This window comes from Kitasatospora sp. NPDC001660, from assembly GCF_053596725.1.
Map to the genome: position 1 here is coordinate 1 of NZ_JBSFGU010000047.1, position 23,610 is coordinate 23,610.

General features: G+C 73.2%; 21 protein-coding genes and 2 pseudogenes. 8 read left to right on the forward strand and 15 right to left on the reverse strand.

Annotated features, from left to right (window positions below):
- Nucleotides 1–119 (reverse strand): annotated as a pseudogene (locus ACWCXH_RS32465) (acyl-CoA dehydrogenase); the annotation flags it as partial.
- A 192-nt stretch (nt 120–311) separates the two neighbouring features.
- Between ACWCXH_RS32465 and ACWCXH_RS32470 the strand changes: the two are divergent.
- Complete coding sequence (locus tag ACWCXH_RS32470; RefSeq protein WP_449805081.1) at nt 312–1,649, forward strand: UDP-glucose dehydrogenase family protein; 1,338 nt, start codon at nt 312–314, stop codon at nt 1,647–1,649.
- A gap of 35 nt (nt 1,650–1,684) precedes the next feature.
- Nucleotides 1,685–2,098, forward strand: coding sequence for a CoA-binding protein (locus ACWCXH_RS32475; protein WP_449805082.1), 414 nt, complete (start codon nt 1,685–1,687; stop codon nt 2,096–2,098).
- 4 nt (nt 2,099–2,102) lie between these two features.
- Here the strand turns inward: ACWCXH_RS32475 and ACWCXH_RS32480 are convergent, their stop codons facing one another.
- From ACWCXH_RS32480 to ACWCXH_RS32490, 3 genes are read right to left on the reverse strand one after another with little or no spacing between them, the layout of a single operon-like run.
- On the reverse strand, nt 2,103–3,332 hold the full coding sequence (locus tag ACWCXH_RS32480; protein WP_449805083.1) for a dipeptidase: 1,230 nt from the start codon (nt 3,330–3,332) through the stop codon (nt 2,103–2,105).
- Between the two features lie 45 nt (nt 3,333–3,377).
- Nucleotides 3,378–3,953 (reverse strand): 5-(carboxyamino)imidazole ribonucleotide mutase, encoded by a 576-nt coding sequence (gene purE / locus ACWCXH_RS32485; protein WP_449805084.1) that lies wholly within the window; start codon nt 3,951–3,953, stop codon nt 3,378–3,380.
- On the reverse strand, nt 3,950–5,089 hold the full coding sequence (locus ACWCXH_RS32490) for a 5-(carboxyamino)imidazole ribonucleotide synthase (protein WP_449805122.1): 1,140 nt from the start codon (nt 5,087–5,089) through the stop codon (nt 3,950–3,952). The genes purE and ACWCXH_RS32490 overlap by 4 nt, the downstream gene beginning before the upstream one ends.
- A gap of 335 nt (nt 5,090–5,424) precedes the next feature.
- Between ACWCXH_RS32490 and ACWCXH_RS32495 the strand changes: the two genes are divergently transcribed.
- On the forward strand, nt 5,425–5,892 hold the full coding sequence (locus ACWCXH_RS32495; protein ID WP_449805085.1) for a GtrA family protein: 468 nt from the start codon (nt 5,425–5,427) through the stop codon (nt 5,890–5,892).
- 129 nt (nt 5,893–6,021) lie between these two features.
- Here the strand turns inward: ACWCXH_RS32495 and ACWCXH_RS32500 are convergent, their stop codons facing one another.
- Both ACWCXH_RS32500 and ACWCXH_RS32505 read right to left on the reverse strand, forming a co-directional pair.
- Nucleotides 6,022–7,269, reverse strand: coding sequence for an ATP-binding protein (locus ACWCXH_RS32500; protein WP_449805086.1), 1,248 nt, complete (start codon nt 7,267–7,269; stop codon nt 6,022–6,024).
- Between the two features lie 63 nt (nt 7,270–7,332).
- Nucleotides 7,333–8,007, reverse strand: coding sequence for a response regulator transcription factor (locus ACWCXH_RS32505; protein ID WP_030290974.1), 675 nt, complete (start codon nt 8,005–8,007; stop codon nt 7,333–7,335).
- Between the two features lie 329 nt (nt 8,008–8,336).
- Between ACWCXH_RS32505 and ACWCXH_RS32510 the strand changes: the two genes are divergently transcribed.
- Entirely contained in the window at nt 8,337–9,845 is a 1,509-nt protein-coding gene (locus ACWCXH_RS32510) for a peptide MFS transporter (protein ID WP_449805087.1), read from the forward strand.
- A gap of 135 nt (nt 9,846–9,980) precedes the next feature.
- Entirely contained in the window at nt 9,981–12,065 is a 2,085-nt protein-coding gene (locus ACWCXH_RS32515; RefSeq protein WP_449805088.1) for a prolyl oligopeptidase family serine peptidase, read from the forward strand.
- Nucleotides 12,066–12,124: 59 nt separating this feature from the next.
- Here ACWCXH_RS32515 and hutI read toward each other — a convergent pair whose 3' ends face one another.
- The 6 genes from hutI to ACWCXH_RS32545 form a co-directional block, all read right to left on the reverse strand.
- Entirely contained in the window at nt 12,125–13,291 is a 1,167-nt protein-coding gene (gene hutI / locus ACWCXH_RS32520; RefSeq protein WP_449805089.1) for an imidazolonepropionase, read from the reverse strand.
- A 34-nt stretch (nt 13,292–13,325) separates the two neighbouring features.
- The gene (locus tag ACWCXH_RS32525; RefSeq protein WP_449805090.1) at nt 13,326–14,681 is read right to left on the reverse strand and encodes a formimidoylglutamate deiminase; all 1,356 of its coding nucleotides are present in this window, start codon (nt 14,679–14,681) and stop codon (nt 13,326–13,328) included.
- A complete protein-coding gene (locus ACWCXH_RS32530; RefSeq protein ID WP_449805123.1) occupies nt 14,678–15,859 on the reverse strand; it encodes an allantoate amidohydrolase in 1,182 nt (393 codons plus the stop codon). The genes ACWCXH_RS32525 and ACWCXH_RS32530 overlap by 4 nt, the downstream gene beginning before the upstream one ends.
- Before the next feature lie 11 nt (nt 15,860–15,870).
- Complete coding sequence (hutU, locus tag ACWCXH_RS32535) at nt 15,871–17,541, reverse strand: urocanate hydratase (RefSeq protein ID WP_449805091.1); 1,671 nt, start codon at nt 17,539–17,541, stop codon at nt 15,871–15,873.
- Nucleotides 17,542–17,718: 177 nt separating this feature from the next.
- The gene (locus ACWCXH_RS32540) at nt 17,719–18,051 is read right to left on the reverse strand and encodes a hypothetical protein (RefSeq protein ID WP_449805092.1); all 333 of its coding nucleotides are present in this window, start codon (nt 18,049–18,051) and stop codon (nt 17,719–17,721) included.
- Nucleotides 18,052–18,110: 59 nt separating this feature from the next.
- Nucleotides 18,111–18,980 carry a MurR/RpiR family transcriptional regulator gene (locus ACWCXH_RS32545; RefSeq protein ID WP_449805093.1) on the reverse strand — a complete coding sequence of 290 codons (870 nt, stop codon included), beginning with the start codon at nt 18,978–18,980 and terminating at the stop codon, nt 18,111–18,113.
- Nucleotides 18,981–19,192: 212 nt separating this feature from the next.
- Between ACWCXH_RS32545 and ACWCXH_RS32550 the strand changes: the two genes are divergently transcribed.
- A complete protein-coding gene (locus ACWCXH_RS32550; RefSeq protein ID WP_449805094.1) occupies nt 19,193–19,606 on the forward strand; it encodes a hypothetical protein in 414 nt (137 codons plus the stop codon).
- Between the two features lie 28 nt (nt 19,607–19,634).
- Here the strand turns inward: ACWCXH_RS32550 and hutH are convergent, their stop codons facing one another.
- A complete protein-coding gene (gene hutH, locus ACWCXH_RS32555; RefSeq protein ID WP_449805124.1) occupies nt 19,635–21,188 on the reverse strand; it encodes a histidine ammonia-lyase in 1,554 nt (517 codons plus the stop codon).
- Nucleotides 21,189–21,390: 202 nt separating this feature from the next.
- Here hutH and fdhD point away from each other — a divergent pair, with 202 nt between their 5' ends.
- Nucleotides 21,391–22,242 (forward strand): formate dehydrogenase accessory sulfurtransferase FdhD, encoded by an 852-nt coding sequence (gene fdhD / locus ACWCXH_RS32560; RefSeq protein WP_449805095.1) that lies wholly within the window; start codon nt 21,391–21,393, stop codon nt 22,240–22,242.
- Here fdhD and ACWCXH_RS32565 read toward each other — a convergent pair.
- Nucleotides 22,232–22,627: pseudogene (locus ACWCXH_RS32565) on the reverse strand (nucleotide disphospho-sugar-binding domain-containing protein); the annotation flags it as partial. The gene fdhD and the pseudogene ACWCXH_RS32565 sit on opposite strands and share 11 nt — an antisense overlap.
- Here ACWCXH_RS32565 and ACWCXH_RS32570 point away from each other — a divergent pair.
- Nucleotides 22,584–22,751, forward strand: a complete 168-nt coding sequence (locus tag ACWCXH_RS32570; RefSeq protein WP_449805127.1) for a hypothetical protein — start codon at nt 22,584–22,586, stop codon at nt 22,749–22,751. The pseudogene ACWCXH_RS32565 and the gene ACWCXH_RS32570 sit on opposite strands and share 44 nt — an antisense overlap.
- On the opposite strand, the gene ACWCXH_RS32575 is transcribed toward ACWCXH_RS32570, so the two are convergent.
- On the reverse strand, nt 22,729–23,052 hold the full coding sequence (locus ACWCXH_RS32575; protein ID WP_449805096.1) for a hypothetical protein: 324 nt from the start codon (nt 23,050–23,052) through the stop codon (nt 22,729–22,731). The two genes, ACWCXH_RS32570 and ACWCXH_RS32575, sit on opposite strands and share 23 nt — an antisense overlap.
- Between the last annotated feature and the right edge of the window lie 558 nt (nt 23,053–23,610).

Here is a 23,610-nt window from a genome sequence, read left to right on the forward strand (position 1 = left end):
TCCGCCGCGAACGGCGCGATCTTCGCCTCGGCCAGCCCACGCACCGCCTCACGGAGCATCTCGTGCTCCTCGGAGATACGGAAGAGATCGAAGTCAGCCGCGCCTGCGCTGCCCGCCATGATGCCCGCCTCGCCCAGTGATCGAAGGATCCGGTTAGTTACCGTTAAGTAGAGATCCTAGGGCTCCGACCTGCGGCTGCCTAGCGTTTCCGGCCCCTCGGGCGGCCTCGGACGGGCGGCCTCCGAGGGAGGCCGGAGGACGGATAGCATCAGGGCACCCACTCATGGTCGAGTCCGCACAAAGGGGAACCCGTGACCCTCCGCATCTCCGTGATCGGCACCGGCTACCTCGGCGCCACCCACGCGGCCGCGATGGCCGAGTTCGGCTTCGAGGTGCTCGGTCTGGACATCGACCCCGAGAAGATCGCCACACTGACCGCCGGCCGGGTCCCGATGTACGAGCCGGGCCTGTCCGAACTGCTGCTCAAGCACGTGGCCGGGCACGAAGGCTCCACCGGGCGGCTGCGCTTCACCACCTCCGTCGAGGAGGTCGCCGAGTTCGCCGACGTCCACTTCGTGTGCGTCAACACCCCGCAGCGCAAGGGCGAGTTCGCCGCCGACATGTCCTACGTGGACGCCGCGATCGACGGCCTCGCGCCGCACCTGGAGCGGCCGGCGCTGGTGGTCGGCAAGTCCACCGTGCCGGTGGGATCGGCGGGCCGGCTGGCCGAGCGGCTCGCCGCGCTTGCGCCGGTCGGCGCCGACGCCGAACTCGCCTGGAACCCGGAGTTCCTGCGCGAGGGCTTCGCCGTCCAGGACACCCTGCGCCCGGACCGGATCGTGGTCGGCGCGCACAGCGAGCGCGCCGAGCGGCTGCTGCGCGAGGTGTACGCCGAGCCGATCGGGGCCGGGGTGCCGTTCATGGTCACCGACTACGCGACCGCCGAGCTGGTGAAGACCGCCGCCAACTCCTTCCTGGCCACGAAGATCTCGTTCATCAACGCGATGGCCGAGGTCTGCGAGGCGGCCGGCGCCGACGTCACGCAGCTCTCCACCGCACTCGCCCACGACGAGCGGATCGGCGGCAAGTTCCTCAACTCCGGCCTCGGCTTCGGCGGCGGCTGCCTGCCCAAGGACATCCGGGCGTTCATGGCCCGGGCCGGCGAGCTGGGCGCCGACCAGGCGCTGACCTTCCTGCGCGAGGTCGACTCGATCAACATGCGCCGCCGCTCCCGGATGGTCGAGCTGGCCCGCGAGCAGTGCGGCGGCGGCTTCCTGGGCCGCCGGGTCGCGGTGCTCGGCGCCGCCTTCAAGCCCAACTCGGACGACATCCGGGACTCCCCCGCGCTCAACGTCGCCGCCCAGATCCAGCTCCAGGGCGCCCAGGTCACCGTCTACGACCCGAAGGCGATGGACAACGCCCGCAAGATGTTCCCGGGCCTGGCCTACGCCGACTCCGCCCTGGAGGCCGCCGAGGGAGCCCACGTGGTGCTCCACCTGACCGAGTGGCAGGAGTTCCGCACCCTCGACCCGGCCGCGCTGGGCGCCGTCGTCGCCGAGCGCCGCCTGCTCGACGGCCGCAACGTCCTCGACGCGGACGCCTGGCGCGCCGCCGGCTGGACGTACCGCGCCCTCGGCCGCCCGAGCTGAGGAATGCCGCACCCCGGAGCGTCGTTGGAACCGGCATGACGAGCTACGGCGACGACGCGACGGTCCGCGACATCCTCACCGGCGCGGGCGACACCTGGGCGGTGGTCGGTCTGTCCACCAACACCCGCCGCGCCGCGTACGGGGTCGCGCAGGTGCTCCAGCGCTACGGCAAGCGGATCGTGCCCGTCCACCCGAAGGCCGAGACGGTCCTCGGCGAGCCCGGCTACGCCTCGCTCGCCGAGATCCCGTTCCCGGTCGACGTGGTGGATGTGTTCGTGAACAGCGCCCTGGCCGGCGAGGTGGCCGACCAGGCGGTGGCGGTCGGGGCGAAGGCGGTCTGGTTCCAGCTCGGCGTGGTCGACGAGGCCGCGTACGAGCGCACCACGGCGGCCGGGGTCCCGATGGTCATGGACCGCTGCCCCGCCATCGAGTTCCCCCTGCTCGGCTGACGGCTCAGCCCCCGGTGGTGCCGTCCAGCTGCGCGATGGTCGCGATGGACGGGCGCCGCAGCGCCCGCAGCGACGCGGCGGCGGACTCGGCGTCACGCAGGACGCGGACGGCGTTGTGCCAGGTGAGCTTGGCCAGGTCGGCCTCCGACCAGTGGCGGCGCAGGAGTTCGGCGACCAGGTTGGGGTAGCCGGCCACCGAACCGAGGCCGTCGGGCAGGAAGGCGGTGCCGTCGAAGTCGCCGCCGATGCCGATGTGGTCGATCCCGGCGACCTCGCGCATGTGGTCGAGGTGGTCGGCGACGGTGGCCGCGGTGGTGACGGGCCGCGGGTGGGCGGCCTCGAAGGCGCGCTGGCGGGCCATCCCCGCGGGGGTGGTGTCCAGCGGGTGGAGTCCGTGGGCGCGCATGTTCTCGTCCGCCCGCAGGGTCCACTCGGCGGCCTCGGCGTGGATGAACTTGGGCACGAAGGTGGCCATCGCCACGCCGCCGTTGCCGGGCAGCTGCGCGAGGACGTCGTCCGGGACGTTGCGCGGGTGGTCGCAGACCGCGCGGGACGACGAGTGCGAGAAGACGACGGGCGCCTCGGTGACCCGCAGGGCGTCGCGCATGGTGTCGGCGGAGACGTGCGAGAGGTCGACCAGCATGCCGAGCCGGTTCATCTCCCGGACGACCTCCTCGCCGAAGCGGGTGAGCCCGCCGGCCACCGGCTTGTCGGTCGCGGAGTCGGCCCACGGCACGTTGTCGTTGTGGGTGAGCGTCAGGTAGCGGACGCCGAGCTCGTACAGGGCCCGCAGGGTGGCGAGCGAGCAGTCGATGGAGTGGCCGCCCTCGGCGCCCATCAGGGACGCGATCCGGCCCTCGGCGCGGGCCGCCTCGATGTCGTCGGCGGTACGGGCGAGGCGGAGCCGGTCGGGGTAGCGCGCGACGAGGGCGTGGACGAAGTCGATCTGCTCCAGCGTGGCGCTCACGGCGTGGTCGCCGGCCAGCCGGGTGGGCACGTAGACGGACCAGAACTGCGCGCCGACCCCGCCCTCCGCGAGGCGGGCGAGGTCGGTGTGCAGGCGGTCGCTCTGGTCGGCGGCGAGGTCGACCGCGCCGAGGTCGTACCCGGCCTGTTCGCGCATCGCCCAGGGGAGGTCGTTGTGGCCGTCCACGACGGGGGCGGTGCGCAGGAGGGCCCGGGCGCGGTCCAGCGGGCCTGCGGCCGGTTTCGGGGGGTCCAGCTCAGAGGTCATGCGACCTGTTCTACCCGAGACCGGCCGCAGGACCGCCCGACGCCCCTACTTGCCGAAGCCGAAGGAGGTGGAACCGGCCACCTTGGCGCGGAGCTTCCTGCCCTTCTCGGTGGCCTGGTTGTTGAGCTCGGCCTGGAAGTCGGTCATCCGCTCGGTCAGTTCGGGGTCGAACGCGGCGAGCATGCGCACGGCGAGCAGGCCCGCGTTGCGCGCGCCGGCCACCGAGACGGTCGCGACCGGCACGCCGGCCGGCATCTGGACGATCGACAGCAGGCTGTCCATGCCGTCCAGGTAGCGCAGCGGCACCGGCACGCCGATGACCGGCAGCGGCGTGACGGAGGCGAGCATGCCCGGCAGGTGCGCGGCGCCGCCGGCGCCCGCGATGATCGCCTTCAGCCCGCGCCTGTGCGCGTTCTCGCCGTAGGCGACCATCTCGCGCGGCATCCGGTGGGCGGAGACGACGTCGACCTCGTAGCGGATCTCGAACTCGTCGAGGGCCTGGGCGGCGGCCTCCATGACGGGCCAGTCGGAGTCCGAGCCCATGACGATGCCGACAAGGGGGTGCGCGTCAGCGCCCGAAGAGGGGTGGTGGCCGGGCGACGGGTGGGCCGGAGATGTCATTCGGTGATCGTTCCTCGCAGGTAGGCGGCCGCGTGACGGGCGCGCTCGCGGACGTCGTCGAGGTCGTCCCCGAAGACGTTGACGTGGCCGACCTTGCGGCCGGGCTTCACGTCCTTCCCGTACATGTGGATGCGCAGGCCCGGGTCACGGGCCATGCAGTGCAGGAAGGCGTGGTACATGTCCGGGTAGTCGCCGCCGAGGACGTTGACCATGACGGTCCACCTGGCGCGCGGCCGGGGGTCGCCGAGCGGAAGGTCGAGGACGGCCCGCAGGTGGTTCTCGAACTGCGAGGTGACGGCGCCGTCCTGGCTCCAGTGGCCGGAGTTGTGCGGGCGCATGGCCAGTTCGTTGACGAGGATCCGGCCGTCCCGGGTCTGGAACAGCTCGACGGCGAGGTGGCCGGTGATGCCGAGCTCGCCGGCGATGCGCAGGGCGAGCTGCTGGGCCTCGTCGGACAGGGCCGGGTCGAGGTCCGGCGCGGGGGCGATGACCTCGGCGCAGATGCCGTCCTCCTGGACGCTCTCGACGACCGGGTAGGCGACGGCCTGGCCGCTGGGCGCGCGGACCACGTCGGCCGCCAGCTCGCGGACGAAGTCGACCTTCTCCTCGGCCAGCACCGGCACGCCCGCCAGGAACGGCGCGTGGGCCTCCTGCTCGTCGTCGACGACCCAGACTCCCTTGCCGTCGTAGCCGCCGCGGACGGTCTTCAGGACGACGGGGTAGCCCGCGCCCTCGTCGGCGAAGGCCGTCACGTCGGCCGGGTCGGCGACGATCCGGTGCCGCGGGCAGGGCACGCCGATGGCGTCGAGCCTGGCCCGCATGACGCCCTTGTCCTGGGCGTTGACCAGTGCGTCCGGGCCGGGGCGGACGGCGATGCCGTCGGCCTCCAGGGCCCGCAGGTGCTCGGTCGGGACGTGCTCGTGGTCGAAGGTGATCACGTCGCAGCCGGCCGCGAAGCGGCGCAGCGTGTCGAGGTCGCGGTAGTCGCCGAGCACGACGTCGGAGACGACCTGCGCGGCGGAGTCCTGGGGGGTGTCGGCGAGGAGCTTGAACCTGACCCCGAGCGGGATGCCCGCCTGGTGTGCCATGCGGGCCAACTGCCCGCCGCCGATCATGCCCACCACTGGAAAATTAATCTTGCCCGGGGAAGTCACCCCGCCAGGATATCCGGGCCGGTCGGGGGCGATGGAGCCGCTGGTACCAAGGCGGAGCGGGCATTTGGGGTAGACGCGCGTAGATGTCAACCGGGGGCGCAGGGGGCTGAGCCGTTCGGCGGAAGCGGGTAGCCTGGTCGGCCAGGTCCTGGTTTACGCAGTCCGATCATGTGCGTGCACGCAGGGCACAAGGGGCGGGCCCCGTCCTGACGCACCGCCCTTCGACCGCAGGCACATGGAGGCAGCCCGGTATGGCGACGTCCGCAGCTCCGAGTTCCACACTCGCGCAGAAACTGCGTGGACTCTCGGGTGAAGCCGTGAAGTTCGGCATCGTCGGCCTGAGCGGCGTGGTGGTCAACTTCCTGGTGTTCTGGGTCTGCATCAACGGCCTGCACCTGGCCTCCCTGCGCTCGAACATCGCCGCGACGCTGGTCGCCATCGCCACCAACTACCTCGGCTACCGCTACTGGCTGTACCGGGACCGCGACGCCGCCTCCCGCAAGCGGGAGATCACCCTGTTCCTGCTGTTCAGCGGCATCGGCATGCTGATCGAGACCGGCGTGCTCGGCTTCTCGGTGTACGTGCTCGGCCTGGACTCGCACCTGGAGCAGGTGGCCGCCAAGCTGGTCGGCCTCGCCCTGGGCACGGTGTTCCGCTTCGTCTCGTACCGGACCTGGGTGTTCAAGGCCCTGCCCGAGGAGTCGGCGGACCGGGCCGAGGAGCTGGCCGCCCAGGCCGAGCTGATGCTGGCCGCCGAGGAGATCCGGTACGCCAAGGCCGAGTAGGCCCCCTCCCGCTTCCGCCGTCGGGCCCGCGAGCACCCTGCTCGCGGGCCCGACGCGCGTCCTCCCCTCGCCGGGACGTGACGGGCCTGATGCGCCGGCTCGGCGTGCCAGCCGGGCCGAGGACAGGGCCTAGTCGTCGCCGTGGCTGCGGCCGAGGAAGAGCGCGAACACCGGCGGCCGCAGCGAGAGCAGTTCGAGCCGGCCGCCGTCCGCCTCCGCGAGGTCGCGGGCGACGGCCAGTCCGATCCCGGTCGAGTTGCGGCCGCTGACCGCGCGCTCGAAGACCCGGTTGCCCAGCTCCGGCGGCACTCCGGCGCCCTGGTCCTGCACCTCGACCACGACCGAGGTGCCGGACGGGCGCACCCGCAGGGTGATCGTTCCGGCGCCGTGCATCAGCGAGTTCTCGATCAGTGTGGCGAGCACCTGGGCGACCGTGCCCGGGGTGCCGACGGCGATGACGCCGTGCAGGCCCTCCAGGGAGAGCACCCGGCCCTTCTCGCGCAGGGTCGGGCCCCACTCCTCGACCTGCTGCTTGATCACCTCGTCCAGCTCGAAGGCGACCGCGGTGGGGCTGCGCGGGTCGCGCTGGGTGGTGAGCAGCCGCTGGACGACGTCGGTGAGCCGCTCGACCTGCTGGAGGGCGATGGTCGCCTCCTCCTTGACGGTCTCCGGGTCCTCGGCGAGGGCGGTGATCTCCTCCAGCCGCATGGACAGCGCGGTGAGCGGGGTGCGCAGCTGGTGCGAGGCGTCGGCGGCGAGCCGGCGCTCGGCGGTGAGCATGCGGGCGATCCGCTCGGCGCTGACGTCCAGCACCTCGGCGACCCGGTCGAGCTCGGGCACGCCGTAGCGGCGGTCGCGCGGGCGCGGGTCGCCGGAGCCGAGCCGCTCGGCGGTCTCGGCGAGGTCGGTGAGCGGCCGGGCGAGCCGCTTGGCCTGCCAGACGGCGAGCGCGACGGCGGCCTGGACGGCGAGCAGCGCGACGACGCCGAGCAGCAGCAGCATGTTGGCGATCTCGTGGTCGACGTCCTCGCGGGACTGCTCGACGGTGACGGTCTCGCCGTTGTTGCCGCGCTCGACGGCCTTCAGCAGGTGGTCCCCGGCCGGGCGCACGCCGGCCGAGACCACCGCCTGACCGGGGATCTGCACCTCGACGTAGCTGCCCTCGGCGACCTGGTTGTCGAAGGACCGCGCGTTGACCGGCTCCTGGTTCGCGAGCCGGTTCTCCACGAGCCCGAACACCCGGACGGCGGCGGCGTCCGTCCGGTCCTGGGCCGAGTTGACGATGGTCCGCTTCTCGACCAGGGCGAGCGGCACGCAGAACACCACGACGACCACCAGGACGACGCCCAGCAGCGAGTTGATCATCCGGCGTTTCACGCTGCCGCTCCCCGAGGTGTTCCGCTTCATGGGCCGTGTTCCGGCCACGCTCTCCGTACGGGGCTAATTCTTCTCGAACCGGAAGCCCACTCCGCGCACGGTGGCGATGTAGCGCGGGTTGGCGGCGTCGTCGCCGAGCTTCTTGCGCAGCCAGGAGATGTGCATGTCCAGGGTCTTGGTGGAGGTCCACCAGGTGGTGTCCCAGACCTGCCGCATGATCTCCTCGCGGGTGACCACCCGGCCGGCGTCCCGGACGAGCACGCGCAGCAGCTCGAACTCCTTGGCGGAGAGCGTGAGCTCCTCCTCGCCGAGCCAGGCGCGGTGCGACTCGATGTCGATCTTCACGCCGTGCGCACCGGTGGTGAGCTGGTCGACGTTGCCGCGCCGGAGCAGGGCCCGGACGCGGGCGAGCAGCTCGGCCAGGCGGAAGGGCTTGGTGACGTAGTCGTCGGCGCCGGCGTCGAGCCCGACGACGGTGTCCACCTCGTCCGCGCGCGCGGTGAGCACCAGGACGGGGCAGCTCTTGCCGTCGGCGCGCAGGCGGCGGCAGACCTCAAGGCCGTCCATCTCGGGCAGGCCGAGGTCGAGGACGACGAGGTCGACCTCCTCGGTGAGGCCGGCGGCGAGTGCGGTGGGACCGTCCTCGCGGACGAGCACCTCGTAGCCCTCGCGGCGCAGGGCCCGGGCCAGCGGTTCGGAGATCGCCGGATCGTCCTCGGCAAGCAGCACACAGGTCATGTGGTGATGGTAGTCCGCCGCACCCCACCCGATGGCCCTGTGAGGTGGTTCACAGAGCGTGATCGTTATACAAGGACTTCCAAGGTCTCAACGGAGCGTTGCCGACCGGCCGTTCGGCGAAGATTCCCCTCCTGCGGCTTGAATCCGAAGGAAGATATCCGCCTCTACCATGGAACAAGCGGTCGGGCCGGTCACGGCCTTTACCATTCCCATACCTGATACGCGTCTTTTGTCATCTGATAACGCCAAATATGGCCACGTACAGTGGTTCCGTCCACGTCCGCCGCCACCCCCCTAGGCGGACGCTGTCAGGCAAGGAACCACTACTCATGGCGTCTACGCTCCAGGACGCCGGCGTCACGTCGGCCTCCCCCAGCGGCAAGACCTTCCTCGGTCACCCCCGAGGGCTCGCCACTCTCTTCATGAGCGAGATGTGGGAGCGCTTCAGCTACTACGGCATGCGCGCCCTGCTGGTGCTCTACATGACCGCCTCCGTCGCGGACGGCGGCCTCGCGATGAAGACGGCAGTCGCCGCGGCCGTGTACAGCGTGTACACGGCCATGGTCTACCTGCTGGCCCTTCCGGGCGGCTGGATCGCCGACCGATTCCTCGGCGCTCGCAAGACCGTCGCGGTCGGCGGCACGATCATCATGATCGGCCACTTCCTGCTGGCCGTGCCGTTCAGCGGCGCGTTCTTCGCCGGTCTGGCCTTCATCGCGATCGGCTCCGGTCTGCTCAAGGCCAACATCTCGACGATGGTCGGCCACCTCTACGACGGCCCGAACGACCCGCGCCGCGACGGTGGCTTCACCGTCTTCTACATGGGCATCAACCTCGGTGCCTTCCTGGCTCCGCTGGTCATCGGCACCGTCGGCCAGAAGGTCGACTGGCACCTGGGCTTCGCCCTGGCCGGTGTCGGCATGGCGCTCGGCCTCGGCCAGTTCCTGCTGGGCACCCGCCACCTGAGCCCGAAGAGCGACATCGTCACCTCGCCGATCGACCCGGCCGAGAAGCGGAAGATCTTCGCCAAGGCCGGCATCTGGCTCGCCGTCGCCGTGGTCTTCTACGCCGTCGTCGGCGCCACCGGCCACTTCACCATCAACTGGGCGATCTGGCCGCTGTCCATCGCGGGCCTCGCGATCCCGGTGCTGGTCTTCAGCAAGGTGAAGCGCGACAAGGACCTCGACGCCGCCGAGCAGTCCAAGATGAGCGGCTACATCTGGTTCTTCGTCGCCGCCGCCGTGTTCTGGATGATCTACGACCAGTCCGGCTCGACGCTGAACGTCTTCGCCGACGAGCACACCGCGTCCACGCTGTTCGGGTTCAACTTCCCGTCCAGCTGGTTCCAGTCGCTCAACCCGCTGTACATCATGGCGCTGGCCCCGGTCTTCGCCTGGTTCTGGGTGGTCCTGTCCCGCAAGGCCAAGAACCCCAGCACCACCATGAAGTTCGCCATCGGTCTGCTGATGATCGGCGCGTCCTTCATCGTCATGATGCTGGCGATGGCCGCCGCCTCCGGCGACACCAAGGTCACCCCGCTGTGGCTGGCCATGGTCTACCTGGTCCAGACCGTCGGTGAGCTCACGCTCTCCCCCGTCGGCCTGTCCGTCACCACCAAGCTGGCGCCCACCAAGTACGCCAGCCAGATGATGGGCGTCTGGTTCCTCGCCGTCACCGCCGGTGACTGCGTCGCCGCGATCTTCCAGCTCGTGCTGGGCGACAAGGTGGTCGGCGGCACCTGGTACTTCGCGGTCCAGGGTGTGATGGCCCTGATCGCGGGTGTCGCCCTGGCGATGTACCGCAAGCGTGTCAACGCGCTCATGGGCGACGTGCACTGACACGCGCCCGACCCGGCCGGGGCCGGTGTGGATTCCTGGAATCCACGCCGGCCCCGGCCGCTTTTCCGGACGCGGCGCTCCCCGGCCCGTAAACCACTCGACCGGGTGGCGCGGAGTGTGCATATGGTGCCGAACATGCCGACCGACGCGCTCCCCCGCCAACTCGCCCGCACCCGCCGCTTCGCGCTGGGCACCCCCACCCACCCCGTGATCACCGCCGACGGCGCCACCGTCCTGTTCGTCCGCAGCCGCGGCGGCGCCGACCCGGTCAACCGCCTCTGGGCGCTCGACACCGCCACCGGCGAGGAACGGCTGATCGCCGACCCGGCCACGCTCGGCGGCGACGACGGCGACCTCCCCGAGGCCGAGCGGATCCGGCGCGAGCGGGCCCGGGTGGCCGCCTCCGGCATCACCGCCTTCGCCACCGACGCCACCGGCCGGCTCGCCGCCTTCGCGCTCGGCGGCCACCTCTGGCTCGCCGACACCGTGGCGGGCACCGTCCGCGCCGTCCCCACCGCCACCGAGGTGTACGACCCGCGCCTCGACCCCACCGGCCGCCGGATCGCCTACGCCGGCGGCGGCGCCCTGCGGGTGGTCTCCGTCGACGGCACCGACGACCGCGCGCTCGCCGAACCCGAGGCCGAGGACGTGACGTACGGCATCGCCGAGCACGTCGCCACCGAGGAGATGCACCGCTCCCGCGCCCACTGGTGGTCCCCCGACGGCGCCGCGCTGCTCGTCGCCCGCGTCGACCAGCGCCCGGTCACCCGCCTGCACCTCGCCGACCCGGCCGACCCCGCCCGGCCCCCGCGCGCCATCCGCTACCCGCTCGCCGGCACCGCCAACGCCGACGTGTCGCTGTGGCTGCTCGACCTCACCGGCTCGCGCACCGAAGTCCGCTGGGACCGGGCCGCGTTCGAGTACGTCACCGCCGCCGGCTGGGACGGGCACGGCCCGTACGCCTCCGTCCAGAGCCGCGACCAGCGCACCGTCCGCACGCTCGCGATCGAGCCCGACGGCGCTGTCCGGGTGCTCGGCGAACAGCGCGACGACCACTGGGTCGAACTCGTCCCCGGGCTGCCCGCGCGCACCGCCTCCGGGGCACTCGTCGACACCGCCGTCCACGGCGACACCCAGCACCTCACCGTGGACGGCGAGCCCGTCACCCCGCCCGGGCTCCAGCTGTGGGAGGTGCTCGGGACGGAGGGCGAGCGGATCCTGTTCACCGCCGTCGACGAGCCCACCGAGACCCACCTCTGGAGCTACGAACCGGGCGCCGGCACACGCAAGTTGAGCGAGGGGCCGGGCATGCACACCGGCGCCCGCCGCGGCGGCACGCTGGTCGTCACCACCCGCTCCGAGGGCCACCCCGCCGGGCGCACCACCGTCCTGGCGGAGGGGCGCGACGCCGTGGAGCTCACCTCGCACGCCGAGTCGCCCGTGCTCGCCGCCGAGCCCGAGCTGCTCCGCCTCGGCCCGCGCGAGATGCGCGCCGCGCTCTACCTGCCCACCGGGTACCGCCCCGAGGACGGCCCGCTGCCCGTCCTCGTCGACCCGTACGGCGGTCCGGCCACCCGGAAGGTCGGCACCGGCGGCCTCTGGTGGGACCTCGTCTCGCGCTGGTTCGCCGAGCAGGGCTTCGCGGTGCTCGCCGTCGACGGCCGCGGCACACCGGGCCGCGGGCCGCGCTGGAGCAGGACGATCTACGGCGACAAGGCCGGACCGGCCCTCGCGGACCAGGTCGACGGCCTGCACGAGGCCGCCAGGCTGCGCCCCGGCGTGCTCGACCTCGGCCGGGTCGCCATCCGCGGCTGGTCCTACGGCGGCTACCTCTCCGCACTCGCCGTCCTGCGCCGCCCGGACGTCTTCCACGCGGCGTCGGCCGGGGCCGCCCCCACCGAGCAGCGGCTCTACTCCACCCACTGGCAGGAGCGCTTCCTCGGCCACCCCGACGAACACCCCGAGCACTACGACTCCGGCTCGCTGATCGCCGACGCCCCGAACCTGCGCCGCCCCCTGCTGCTGATCCAGGGCCTCGCGGACGACAACGTCCTCCCCGTCCACACCCTGCGCCTCTCCAGCGCCCTCCTCGCCGCAGGCCGCCCCCACGAGGTGCTCCCGCTGAGCAACACGACGCACTCCCCCAGCGACGAGACCGTGGCAGCGAATCTGCTGCAGCACGAACTCGGCTTCCTGAAGCGCTCGTTGGGCATCAGGTGAAAACGGAGGCCCCCGCGCCCGCCACCCCGGGGGCGCGGGGGCCTCCAGCTCTCGCAGGCTCAGGCCTGGCGAACCCCCGCCCGCCACACCGCCGCCGTCAGCGGCACCCCCGGCCGGTAGGCCAGGTGCACGTGCGACGGCGCGTCCAGCAGCAGCAGGTCCGCCCGCGCCCCGACCTCGACCACGCCGACGTCGCCGCGCCGCAGCGCGTGCGCCCCGCCCGCCGTCGCCGCCCAGACCGCCTCGTCCGGCGTCATCCCCATCTCGCGCACCGCGACCGCGATGCAGAACGCCATCGAACTCGTGAAGCTGGAGCCCGGGTTGCAGTCCGTGGACAGGGCCACGACCGCCCCCGCGTCGAGCAGCCGCCGCGCGTCCGGGTACGGCGCGCGCGTCGAGAACTCCGCCCCCGGCAGCAGCGTCGCCACCGTCCCCGAGCCGGCCAGCGCCGCCACGTCCTCGTCCGTCAGGTGGGTGCAGTGGTCCGCCGAGGCCGCCCCCAGCTCGACCGCCAGCTGCACGCCCGGCCCGTACGACAGCTGGTTGGCGTGCACCCGGGGGGTCAGCCCGCGCTCGATGCCGGCGTTCAGGATCGCCCGCGCCTGGTCCCCGTCGAACGCGCCCTTCTCGCAGAACACGTCCACCCACCGGGCGTACGGGGCGCAGGCGTCCAGCATCTCCCCGGTGACGAGGTCGACGTACGCCCCCGGGTCCTCCGCGTACTCGGGCGCCACGACGTGCGCGCCCAGGTACGTGGTCTCCGGCGTGTACTGCGCGGCGATCCGCAGCGCGCGGGCCTCGTCGGCCACCGTCAGCCCGTACCCGGACTTGCACTCGACGGTCGTGGTGCCCTGCCGCAGCGCCTCCCCGACGAACCGGGCCACGTTGGCGTCGAGTTCGGCGTCGGTCGCGGCCCGGGTGGCCGCCACCGTGGTCCGGATCCCGCCCGCGGTGTAGGACTGGCCGGACATCCGGGCGTTGAACTCGGCGGTGCGGTCGCCCGCGAACACCAGGTGGGCGTGCGAATCGACGAAGCCGGGCAGCAGGGCCCGCCCGGCCGCGTCGAAGCGCTCGTCGGCCGCGGGCGCCCCGGCGGCCGGGCCGACCCAGGCGACGGTGGCGCCGTCCAGCACCACGGCCGCGTCGGTCAGCAGGCCGAGCGGCCCGGTGCCCTGCCCGGGGTCGTTGGTGACCAGACTGCCGATGCCGGTGATCAGGGTGCTCAAGACGACGCCTTCCGAACGGAGTTGTAGGAACGAATCAGCAGCTCAGCGCGCCGATCGAGGCCCGCAGCGCGCCCGGGACGTCCGGGACGAGCCGGTGCACGCCGTCCTCGACGACGTGCCGGCCGCCGACCACCACGTGCCGGACGTCCGCCGCCGAGGCCGCGAAGACGGCGATCTCGGCGCCCAGCCCGGGCGGCGGCCCGCTGGTGCGCACCGAGTCGAGGGCGATCACGGTGAAGTCGGCGAGCGCGCCGGCCTCGATCCGTCCGGCCTCCGGCCAGCCGAGCGAGGCGTGCCCGTCCTCCGTCCCGGCCCGCAGCAGCGCGTTCGCCGTCCAGTGCCCGCGGGTCCGGGTCCGCAGCCGCTCGTCCAGCTCCAGGGCGCGCGCCTCCTCGAACGGGTCGATGACGGCGTGGCTGTCGCTGCCGAGGCTGATCGGGCACCCGGCCGAGGCGAGCCGGCGGGCCGGGCCGATGCCGTCCGCGAGGTCCCGCTCGGTGGTGGGGCACATGCAGATGGTGGTGGAGCTTTCGGCGAGGAGGCGGACGTCCTCGTCGGTGAGGTGGGTCGCGTGGACGGCCGAGGTGCGCGGCCCGAGCGCGCCGTGGTCGGCGAGCAGCCGGGTCGGGGTGACGCCGTGCGCGGCGAGGCAGGCGTCGTTCTCGGCGGTCTGCTCGGACAGGTGGACGTGCAGCGGAGCCCCGCGCAGCTCGGACCACCGCGCGACGGTGCCCAACTGCTCGGCGGGGACGGCCCGCACCGAGTGGATGGCGGCGCCGATCCGGGCGTGCTCGCGCGGCTTGAGCGCGTCCGCCCGCGCCGCCCACGCCTCGGCGTCGCCGTCGCTGAACCGCAGCTGCGGCCCGGTCGGTTCGGCGCCGAAGCCGGAGGACAGGTAGCAGGTGTCGAGCAGGGTGATCCGGATGCCGGCCCGGGCGGCGGCCTCGATCAGCGCCTCGCCCATCGCGTTGGGGTCGTCGTAGCGGGCGCCGCCGGGCGCGTGGTGCAGGTAGTGGAACTCGCCTACGGCGGTGATCCCGGCGAGCGCCATCTCGGCGTAGACGGCGGTGGCGAGCTCCAGGTAGGCGTCCGGGTCGAGCGCCCCGGCGAACCTGTACATGGTGTCGCGCCAGGTCCAGAAGGTGCCGGAGCCGACCTGGACGCTGCCGCGCAGCGCCCGGTGGAAGGCGTGCGAGTGCGCGTTGGCCTGGCCGGGCACGAGCAGCCCTTCGAGGCGGACGACACCGGCCGGGCACGGCCCGCTGTCCGGCACGACCCGCTCGATCCGGCCGCCGGGGCCGGTGGCGATCAGCACGTCCCGCTCGACCGCCGGCCCGTTGGAGTGCGGCAGCCAGGCGTACTGCGCCCAGTAAGTCACTGGTTCGATCACCGGCACGCCAGGTCCTCCAGTACGTCGGCCAGGGCGGCGACCCCGGCGAGGCAGTCGGGCAGCTCGGAGTGCTCGGCCGGGGAGTGCGAGACGCCGGTCGGGTTCCGCACGAACAGCATGGCGGTCGGGATCGCGGACGCCAGGATCCCGGCGTCGTGTCCCGCGCCGGTGGGCAGCACCGGGGCGTTCAGCAGCTTGGCGAGGCGGTCGCGCAGCGGGCCGTCGAACTCCACCACCGGCGTGTACGACTCGCGGGTGAGCTCGACCCGGACGCCGTCGCGCTCGCCGCGCTCGGCGGCGGCCCGCTCGATCTCGGCGACCAGCGCGGTGAGCGTGCGCTCGTCGGCGGCCCGGGAGTCGAGCCAGCCGCGGACCAGGGAGGCGATCGCGTTGGTGCCGTTGGGCTCGACCGCGACCTTGCCGAAGGTGGCGAGGGCGCCCGCCTCCCGCGCCTTCTTCCGGGCGGAGAGCACGGTGTTGGCGTAGGTGAGCATCGGGTCGCGGCGGTCCTCGATGCGGGTGGTCCCGGCGTGGTTGGCCTCGCCGTGGAAGTCGAACCGCCAGCGGCCGTGCGGCCAGATCGCCCCGGCCACGCCGACCGGCTGGTCCTCGGCGAGGTAGCGGCCCTGCTCGACGTGGAGCTCGACGAAGGCGCCGATCCGGGCCAGCCGGCCGTCGTCCGCGCCGATCGCGGTGGGGTCGTACCCGGCCCGCTCCATCGCGTCGGGCAGCCGGACGCCGTCGCCGTCGCGCAGCGCGTACGCGGCGTCGCGGTCCAGCAGGCCGGCCGTCAGCCGGGAGCCGATGCAGGCGACGCCGAACCGGGCGCCCTCCTCGTCGCCGAAGTTGACGATCGCCAGCGGGCGGGTGAACTCGGCTCCCCGGCCGCGGAGTTCGTCCAGGGCGGCGAAGGAGGAGACGACGCCGAGCGGGCCGTCGAAGGCGCCGCCGTCGGGGACGGAGTCCAGGTGCGAGCCGGTGACGATCGCGCCGTCCCCGGCCGGATCGCCCAGCCAGGCCCACTGGTTGCCGTTGCGGTCCAGCTCGTAGGTCAGGCCGCGGTCCCGGGCCTGCTGCTCGAACCAGGCCCGGCACTCGGCGTCGGCGGAGTTCCACGCGAAGCGGCGGTAGCCGCCCGAGGCGGCGGAGCGGCCCACGGGGAGCAGCTCCGCCCACATCTCTTCGAAACTCACAGCTCGCCCATCGGAATGCGCACGCCACGCTCGGCGGCGACCTCGTCGGCGCGGTCGTACCCGGCGTCCACGTGGCGGATGACGCCCATGCCCGGGTCGTTGGTGAGCACCCGGCGGATCTTCTCCCCGGCCAGCGCGGTGCCGTCGGCGACGGTGACCTGGCCGGCGTGGATCGAGCGGCCGATGCCGACGCCGCCGCCGTGGTGGATGGAGACCCAGGACGCGCCGGAGGCGACGTTGACCATGGCGTTGAGCAGCGGCCAGTCGGCGATCGCGTCCGAGCCGTCGAGCATCGCCTCGGTCTCCCGGTACGGGGAGGCCACCGAGCCGCAGTCCAGGTGGTCGCGGCCGATGACGATCGGCGCGGACAGCTCGCCGGAGGCGACCATGTCGTTGAACCGCTCGCCGGCCTTGTCGCGCTCGCCGTAGCCGAGCCAGCAGATGCGCGCGGGCAGGCCCTGGAAGTGCACCTTCTCCTGGGCCATCTTGATCCAGCGGGCCAGCGACTCGTTCTCCGGGAAGAGGTCGAGGACGGCCTTGTCGGTCTTGTGGATGTCCTGCGGGTCGCCGGACAGCGCCGCCCAGCGGAACGGGCCCTTGCCCTCGCAGAACAGCGGGCGGATGTACGCGGGGACGAAGCCGGGGAAGGCGAACGCCCGGTCGTAGCCGGCCAGCTGGGCCTCGCCGCGGATCGAGTTGCCGTAGTCGAAGACCTCGGCGCCGCGGTCCTGGAAGCCGACCATCGCCTCGACGTGCCTGGCCATCGACTCGCGCGAGCGCTGGGTGAACTCGGCGGGCTTGGCGGCCGCGTAGTGCGCCATGTCCTCGAACGCGACACCGATCGGCAGGTAGCTCAGCGGGTCGTGGGCGCTGGTCTGGTCGGTGACGATGTCGATCGGCGCGTCCATCGCGAGCAGCTGCGGGACGAGCGCGGCGGCGTTGCCCAGCACGCCGATGGACAGCGGCTGCTTCTTGTCGCGGGCGGCGGTGGCGAGCTCCAGCGCGTGGGAGAGGTCCTTGGCCTCGACGTCCAGGTAGCGGTGCTCGATCCGGCGGGAGATCCGGGACGGGTCGCAGTCGATGCAGATCGCGACGCCGCCGTTCATGGTGACGGCCAGCGGCTGGGCGCCGCCCATCCCGCCGAGGCCGGCGGTGAGGGTGATGGTGCCCTCCAGCGACCCGTTGAAGCGCTTGTTGGCGACGGCCGCGAAGGTCTCGTACGTGCCCTGGAGGATGCCCTGGGTGCCGATGTAGATCCACGAGCCGGCGGTCATCTGCCCGTACATGGTGAGCCCGAGGCTCTCCAGCCGGCGGAACTCCTCCCAGTTGGCCCAGTCGCCGACCAGGTTGGAGTTGGCGATCAGCACGCGCGGCGCCCACTCGTGGGTCTGCATGACGCCGACCGGCCGCCCGGACTGGACCAGCATGGTCTCGTCCTGCTTCAGGCCCTGGAGGGTCTTCACCATGGCGTCGAACGAGCGCCAGTCACGTGCCGCCTTGCCGGTGCCGCCGTAGACCACCAGCTTCGACGGGTGCTCGGCGACCTCCGGGTCGAGGTTGTTCATGAGCATCCGCAGGGCAGCCTCCTGCTGCCACCCCTGCGTCGTGAGCCCCGTCCCGCGCGCCGCGCGCACTTCGCGCGGCCCGCTCGTCTGCTGCTGCACCATGTCCCGGCCTCCCTGCGGATGGATTCATTCAGGCTTGGTTCGGCTGAATATATCCAAACATCCCGCCCGCGACCAGACCCTGGATCCATCGGAGCAGCAGCGGCCGAAACCCGCCTCCAGGCACGCCGAAGCGCCCGTCCGGCAGTGCCGGAACGGGGCTCTCGCAGGCCGCGGGCCTCAGGCGGCGGCGTCGCCGTCCCAGTCGATGCCGATCTCGGCCAGCCAGCGGCGGTCGGCGGCGTCGGGCACGGTGGGACCGGCGGGCGCCGGCGGACGGGGGATCTCCTGGATCGGGCCGAGGCCGTACTTCTCGGCGGCCGCAGCGGCGGCCCGGGCGTCCGGCTCGATGACGCCGACGTGCACGGCGGACTCGTCGCCCGGGTCGAGGACGGTCAGTTCGGGATCGGGCAGGCGCCGCAGGGTGACGCGGCGTCCGCAGGTGGGGCAGGACCATTCGTCGGCGCCCGATGCCAGCCGGGCGACGAACTTCATCTCGTGGATCACGCGCATGGGCGGCACCCCCTGCAGTAGGGGATGCCCGGGTTCGCGCAGGCTATTCCCGGCCGTGTCTACTCCAGAAACAGGCCACGTGCCGCGGCGGACTGTTCGATGGCCTCCAGCCTGGCCTCCGCGCCCGGGAGTTCGTCACACATGCTCTGCAGGAGCACCCGCCCCAGCATCATCGGCGCGCACGCGGTGTCGAAGACCAGGCCGGTGCCGACGGCCGCGGGGAGCATCAGGTCGGACAGCTTGGCGACCGGCGCGAAAGCGCTGTCGGCCACCGTCAGCACCGTCAACCCGCACTCTCTGGCCACCGCCAGAGCGTCCATCAGCTCCCGCGGGTAGCGCGGCAGCGCGAAGCAGAGCAGCGCCGTCGCACCGGCCGCGGTGGCCTGCTCCAGCCGGTCGGCGAGCATGCTGCCGCCCTCGTCGAGCAGCCGGATGTCCGGGTGCACCTTGGCCGCGAAGTACGCGAAGCCGCGCGCCTGCGCGGAGGCGGCCCGCAGGCCCAGCACCGGCAGCGGGCGGGAGGCGGCGAGCAGCCGGGCGGCGCGGATGATCGGCTCGGGGTCGGCGAGCAGGTCGGCGAGGAGGCGCAGGTGCTCGATCTCGGCGAGCACGGCCTGCTGGTGCTCGTTGCGCACCGCCTCGTGCGGGCCCTCCGGGGCGGGCGCCTCGCCGGCGCCGAGGTCACGCAGCTGCTTGCGCAGCGCCGGGTAGCCGTCGTAGCCGAGGGCCACCGCGAAGCGGGTGACGGACGGCTGGCTCACCCCCGCGAGTTCGGCGACCTCCACGCTGGACAGGAACGGCGCCTCGGTGGCGTGCCGGACCAGCGAGTGCGCGATCCGCCGCTGGGTCGGCGTCAGCCGGTACCCCTCGAAGAGCTGGAGCAACCGCGCGGAGGGGCCGACCGTGCCGGTCTCGTCGGTGGCGGTCATCGGCGTTACCTCCGGGTGCGAGCAGTTCGGACGACGACTGTGCAACAGCACACGCCGCCTGGCAAAGATGTCTCGTACGGCGGGACGCCCGGTGAGACGCCCCGACAAGCGGACGGCGGACCCCGGGGCGACCCTGATTTGTCCCTGAGCCCGCCCGGATTCCCCCCGCGAACGGGTGGACCGGGCCCCGGCGCGGGCCCACGCTGGTGGCCATGGACACTCGCCAGGACGAACTGCGGCGCGAACTCGACGCCACCCTGCAGGCCCGCAAGGAACTCGGCAAGGAGTACGAGTCGGAGCTGGTCGACTCGTTCCTGAAGCGGCTGGACGCCCGGATGGACGCCCGGGCCGAGCGCCCGGCGCCGCCCGAGTACGACGACCACGGGCCCGCCCACCGGCACCGCCCGCGCCACCCCGGGTGGACGCCCGGCCGCCCCGGCACCCGGCTCGCGGTGATCTCCCTGGCGCTCGGCATCCCGCTCACCGCGATCGCCGGCGACGCCCAGAGCGGCGGGCTGATCGGCCTGATCGCCTGCTGGGCCGGCATCGTCGGGGTCAACTTCGCCGCCGCCCGAAGCGACCACCGCGACCGCGCGGAGCGCCGTCCGCGGGGCGACTGGGACTGAGCCGTCCCGGCCGCCCCGCACCCGGCGATCAGGCCAGCGGGCCGGTGACCCGCTCGACCGCCCGCACCAGCTCGCCCGAGGCGACCAGCGCGGCGGCGGCCTCCAGGTCCGGCGAGAGGAAGCGGTCGCGGCCGGCGCCGCCGACCCCCGCCTCCCGGGCGGCGGCCAGCGCGGCCGCGGTGGCCGGGGCGAGCCGGCCGGCCGTGTCGGCCTGCTGACGGATCTCCAGCGCCCGGGCGGCGGCGGTGAGCTCCACGGCGAGGATCCGGCCCAGGTTCTCGACCGCCTGGCGCAGCTTGCGGGCCGCGGACCAGCCCATCGACACGTGGTCCTCCTGCATCGCGGAGGACGGGATCGAGTCGACCGAGGCCGGGACGGCGAGCCGCTTGTTCTCGCTGACCAGCGCCGCCTGGGTGTACTGGGCGATCATCAGACCGGAGTCCACGCCCGGGTCGTCGGCCAGGAAGGCCGGCAGGCCGTGCGAGCGGGCCTTGTCCAGCAGCCGGTCGGTGCGCCGCTCGGAGATCGAGCCGAGGTCGGCGGCCGCGATGGCGAGGAAGTCCAGCACGTACGCGACCGGCGCGCCGTGGAAGTTGCCGTTCGACTCCACCCGGCCGTCCGGCAGCACCACCGGGTTGTCCACCGAGGCGGCGAGCTCGCGCGAGGCGACCAGCTGGGCGTGCGCGAGGGTGTCGCGGCCCGCGCCGGCCACCTGCGGGGCGCAGCGGATCGAGTAGGCGTCCTGGACCCGCGGCGCGTCGTCCTGGTGGTGGCCGGTGAGGCCCGAGCCCTTGAGGACGGCGAGCATGTTGGCCGCGCTCAGCGCCTGGCCCGGGTGCGGGCGGATCGGGGCGTGCAGCTCGGGGGCGAGCACCTTGTCGGTGCCGAGCAGCGCCTCCAGGGTCATCGCGGCGGTGATGTCGGCGGTGGTGAACAGGCGGCTCAGGTCGGAGATGGCCATCACCAGCATGCCGAGCATGCCGTCGGTGCCGTTGATGAGGGCGAGGCCCTCCTTCTCCAGCAGCTCCACCGGCTCGATGCCGGCCGCGGCCAGCAGCTCGGCGGCGGGCTTCTCCACGCCGTCCGGGCCGGTGGCCACGCCCTCGCCCATCAGCACCAGCGCGCAGTGCGAGAGCGGCGCGAGGTCGCCGGAGCAGCCGAGCGAACCGAACTCCCGCACCACCGGGGTGATGCCCGCGTTCAGCAGCGCGGCCATGGTCCGGGCGACCAGCGGACGGACGCCGGTGCGGCCGGAGGCCAGCGTCTTCATCCGCAGGAACATCAGCGCCCGGACCACCTCGCGCTCCACCGCCGGCCCCATCCCGGCCGCGTGCGAGCGCACCAGCGAGCGCTGGAGCTGGGCGCGCAGCTCGGGGCTGATGTGCCGGACGGCGAGCGCACCGAACCCGGTGGACACGCCGTAGACGGGACGCGGCTCGGCCGCGAGAGCATCGATCCGGGCCCGGGCCGCCGCCATCTCGGCGAGCGCGTCCGGGCCGATCTCGACCCGGGCGTTCCCCCGGGCAACGGCCAGCACGTCCTCGGCACTGACGTCGGCCTTGCCGACCTGGACGAGCGGCATGTCGGGGGCCACAGCACTGTGCATATCCATATACACCATCACATCAGGTGAATGAAGATATGACAACAGGTGCTCGCCATTCGGATTTTCCGCCGCCCCACCCGCCACCGCACACCGGCTCCCTGCCGCACCCCCCGTGGCCATCCGCTCCCCCCATGCCGCACGCTGGTGGGCCAGGAACACGTACGGAGGTGGCAGGGCGATGACGCGGGCGACGGCGCGGCGGCGGGTGGTGCGGCTGAGGGGGAACGAGCGCGGGGTGCGGCCGGATGCGCTGGCGGCGGAGGAGCCGCTGGAGATCCGGGTCGGCGGCGAGCCGCTGACCGTCACCATGCGCACGCCCGGACAGGACTTCGACCTGGTGGCCGGCTTCCTGGTCGGCGAGGGCCTGGTCCACACCACCGAGGACCTCGCCGCCCTGCGGTACTGCGCCGGCACCGACGACGCGGGCGCCAACACCTACAACGTCGTCGACGCCACCCTGCGCGGCGCCGCCCGCACCCTGCCGCTCTCCGCACACCGCAACCTGCTGACCACCAGCGCCTGCGGCCTGTGCGGCCGGGACACCGTCGACGCCGTCCGCACCCACGTGCGGCACCCGGTCGCCGAGGACCCGCTCAGCGTCGAGCCGTCCCTCCTCTACGGCCTCCCGGAGAGCCTCCGCGCCGCCCAGCGCACGTTCGACTCCACCGGCGGCCTGCACGCCGCCGGCCTGTTCGATGCCACGACCGGCGAGCTGCTGTGCGCCCGCGAGGACGTCGGGCGGCACAACGCGGTGGACAAGGTGGTCGGCTGGGCCCTGCGCGAGGGCCGGCTGCCGCTGACCGGGCACGTCCTGCTGGTCAGCGGCCGAGCCTCGTTCGAGCTGACCCAGAAGGCCGCGCTGGCGGGCGTCCCGCTGCTCGCGGCCGTCTCGGCGCCGTCCTCGCTCGCGGTGGACCTCGCCGAGGAGCTGGGCCTGACCCTGGTGGGCTTCCTGCGCGGGGAGAGCGCGAACGTCTACACCCGGCCGGACCGGATCACCGCGCCCGCCCCCGCCGCCGTCACCTCCTGAGCTCGGCCTCGATCAGGTCGGCCGCCCGCGCGGTGCCGCCCTCGGCCCGTCCGGCGGCGGCCGGCACCGCCGACCGCTCGGCCACCGCGGGGTCGCCGACCAGCTCCAGCAGCGCACCGCGCAGCGCCTGCGGGGTGGCCTGTTCGGTGTCCAGGCGGCGGGCCACGCCGAGGCCCACCAGCGCGTCCGCGTTGGCGAACTGGTCGGCCGCCTGCGGCACCGCGATCATCGGCACCCCGTGGAACAGCACCTCGCTGGAGTCGCCCGGGCCCGCGTGGGTGACGAACGCATCCGCCCGGGCGAGCACCGACAGCTGCGGCACCCACCGGTGCACCTCGACGGTGGCGGGCACCTCGCCCAGCTCGGCCAGGTCGGTGTGGGCGCCGAAGCAGGGCCCGACGAAGGAGACCCGCCGCTGGACGTACCGTCTCGCCCCACTCGGCCACGACCACGCCGACCGGCTGGTCGACGCCGTGCTGCGGGCCCTCAACGCCGGCTGCGGCGACTGATCACGACCAGGACGACGATCAGCACGGCGACGAGCAGCAGCACCCAGAAGAACCCGAAGGACCGGCCGAAGGCACGGGACACGAAGCCCCGGTTCCTGCGCTTGGACTTGTAGCGGGTGATCGCCACGTCAGTGACGTGGTGCCCGCCGACCACGGCGGACGCGGACGCAGGAACAGGCGCCGGCACCGCACCGGCCGTCCGCACCACCCCCGGCGCCGCCGCCGCGGGCCCGGCCACCGCCACGGCACCCCCGAACGCGAACACCCCGGCCACCGCCGCACTCACCAAGCGTCTACCCACGGCCCCGTTCCCCCGTCCCAGCCAAGCCCCGGCCCCGTCACCGCCACCATGGCACCGCCGCACACCCCCGGGACACCCCCCACCGACCAACCGGGACGCACCCGCGACCCCTCAGTCACCAAACCGGCACATCCCCGCGGGCGTGCCCGCCCCCACACAACCAGCACCCCCACACCCCAGGTCCCCCACCAGGCAAGAGGAGTACTGCGAGAGCCGCCCCCCGGCCACCCGCCCTGTCGAAAAGCCCCCAAAAAACGCCCCTCACCCCGGAGGCGAAGCCGGCCCCGACAACGCAACAGCCACCAACGCCCGCATCGCACAAGCCACTTGCCCCAACGGAAGCGTCGCATCATCCGCGAACAGCTCCACCAGCCACCCACCGGCCGGATTCTGCCCACCCGCCGCGACCATCCCCCGGTACCCGGAGACGACGAGCATCGCCTCCTCCGCCGGATCGTTGCCGGCCGCCCCCGCCCGGAGGGCGAACGCACCGCCACGGACGGCACGCCGCGTCATCGGATAGTGGCGGAGGTCGAACACGGCGTCCGGGGCCTCGAT

Excerpts from the sequence above, each read along its gene's own strand:
- ACWCXH_RS32480 (WP_449805083.1), bottom strand. The coding sequence starts at position 3,332 with ATGACCTCTGAGCTGGACCCCCCGAAACCGGCCGCAGGCCCGCTGGAC.
- purE (WP_449805084.1), bottom strand. The coding sequence starts at position 3,953 with ATGACATCTCCGGCCCACCCGTCGCCCGGCCACCACCCCTCTTCGGGC.
- ACWCXH_RS32515 (WP_449805088.1), top strand. The coding sequence starts at position 9,981 with ATGCCGACCGACGCGCTCCCCCGCCAACTCGCCCGCACCCGCCGCTTC.
- ACWCXH_RS32540 (WP_449805092.1), bottom strand. The coding sequence starts at position 18,051 with ATGCGCGTGATCCACGAGATGAAGTTCGTCGCCCGGCTGGCATCGGGC.
- fdhD (WP_449805095.1), top strand. The coding sequence starts at position 21,391 with ATGACGCGGGCGACGGCGCGGCGGCGGGTGGTGCGGCTGAGGGGGAAC.
- hutH (WP_449805124.1), bottom strand. The coding sequence starts at position 21,188 with ATGCCGCTCGTCCAGGTCGGCAAGGCCGACGTCAGTGCCGAGGACGTG.
- ACWCXH_RS32545 (WP_449805093.1), bottom strand. The coding sequence starts at position 18,980 with ATGACCGCCACCGACGAGACCGGCACGGTCGGCCCCTCCGCGCGGTTG.
- ACWCXH_RS32510 (WP_449805087.1), top strand. The coding sequence starts at position 8,337 with ATGGCGTCTACGCTCCAGGACGCCGGCGTCACGTCGGCCTCCCCCAGC.
- ACWCXH_RS32550 (WP_449805094.1), top strand. The coding sequence starts at position 19,193 with ATGGACACTCGCCAGGACGAACTGCGGCGCGAACTCGACGCCACCCTG.
- ACWCXH_RS32505 (WP_030290974.1), bottom strand. The coding sequence starts at position 8,007 with ATGACCTGTGTGCTGCTTGCCGAGGACGATCCGGCGATCTCCGAACCG.
- ACWCXH_RS32530 (WP_449805123.1), bottom strand. The coding sequence starts at position 15,859 with ATGTGGGCGGAGCTGCTCCCCGTGGGCCGCTCCGCCGCCTCGGGCGGC.
- ACWCXH_RS32475 (WP_449805082.1), top strand. The coding sequence starts at position 1,685 with ATGACGAGCTACGGCGACGACGCGACGGTCCGCGACATCCTCACCGGC.
- hutU (WP_449805091.1), bottom strand. The coding sequence starts at position 17,541 with ATGGTGCAGCAGCAGACGAGCGGGCCGCGCGAAGTGCGCGCGGCGCGC.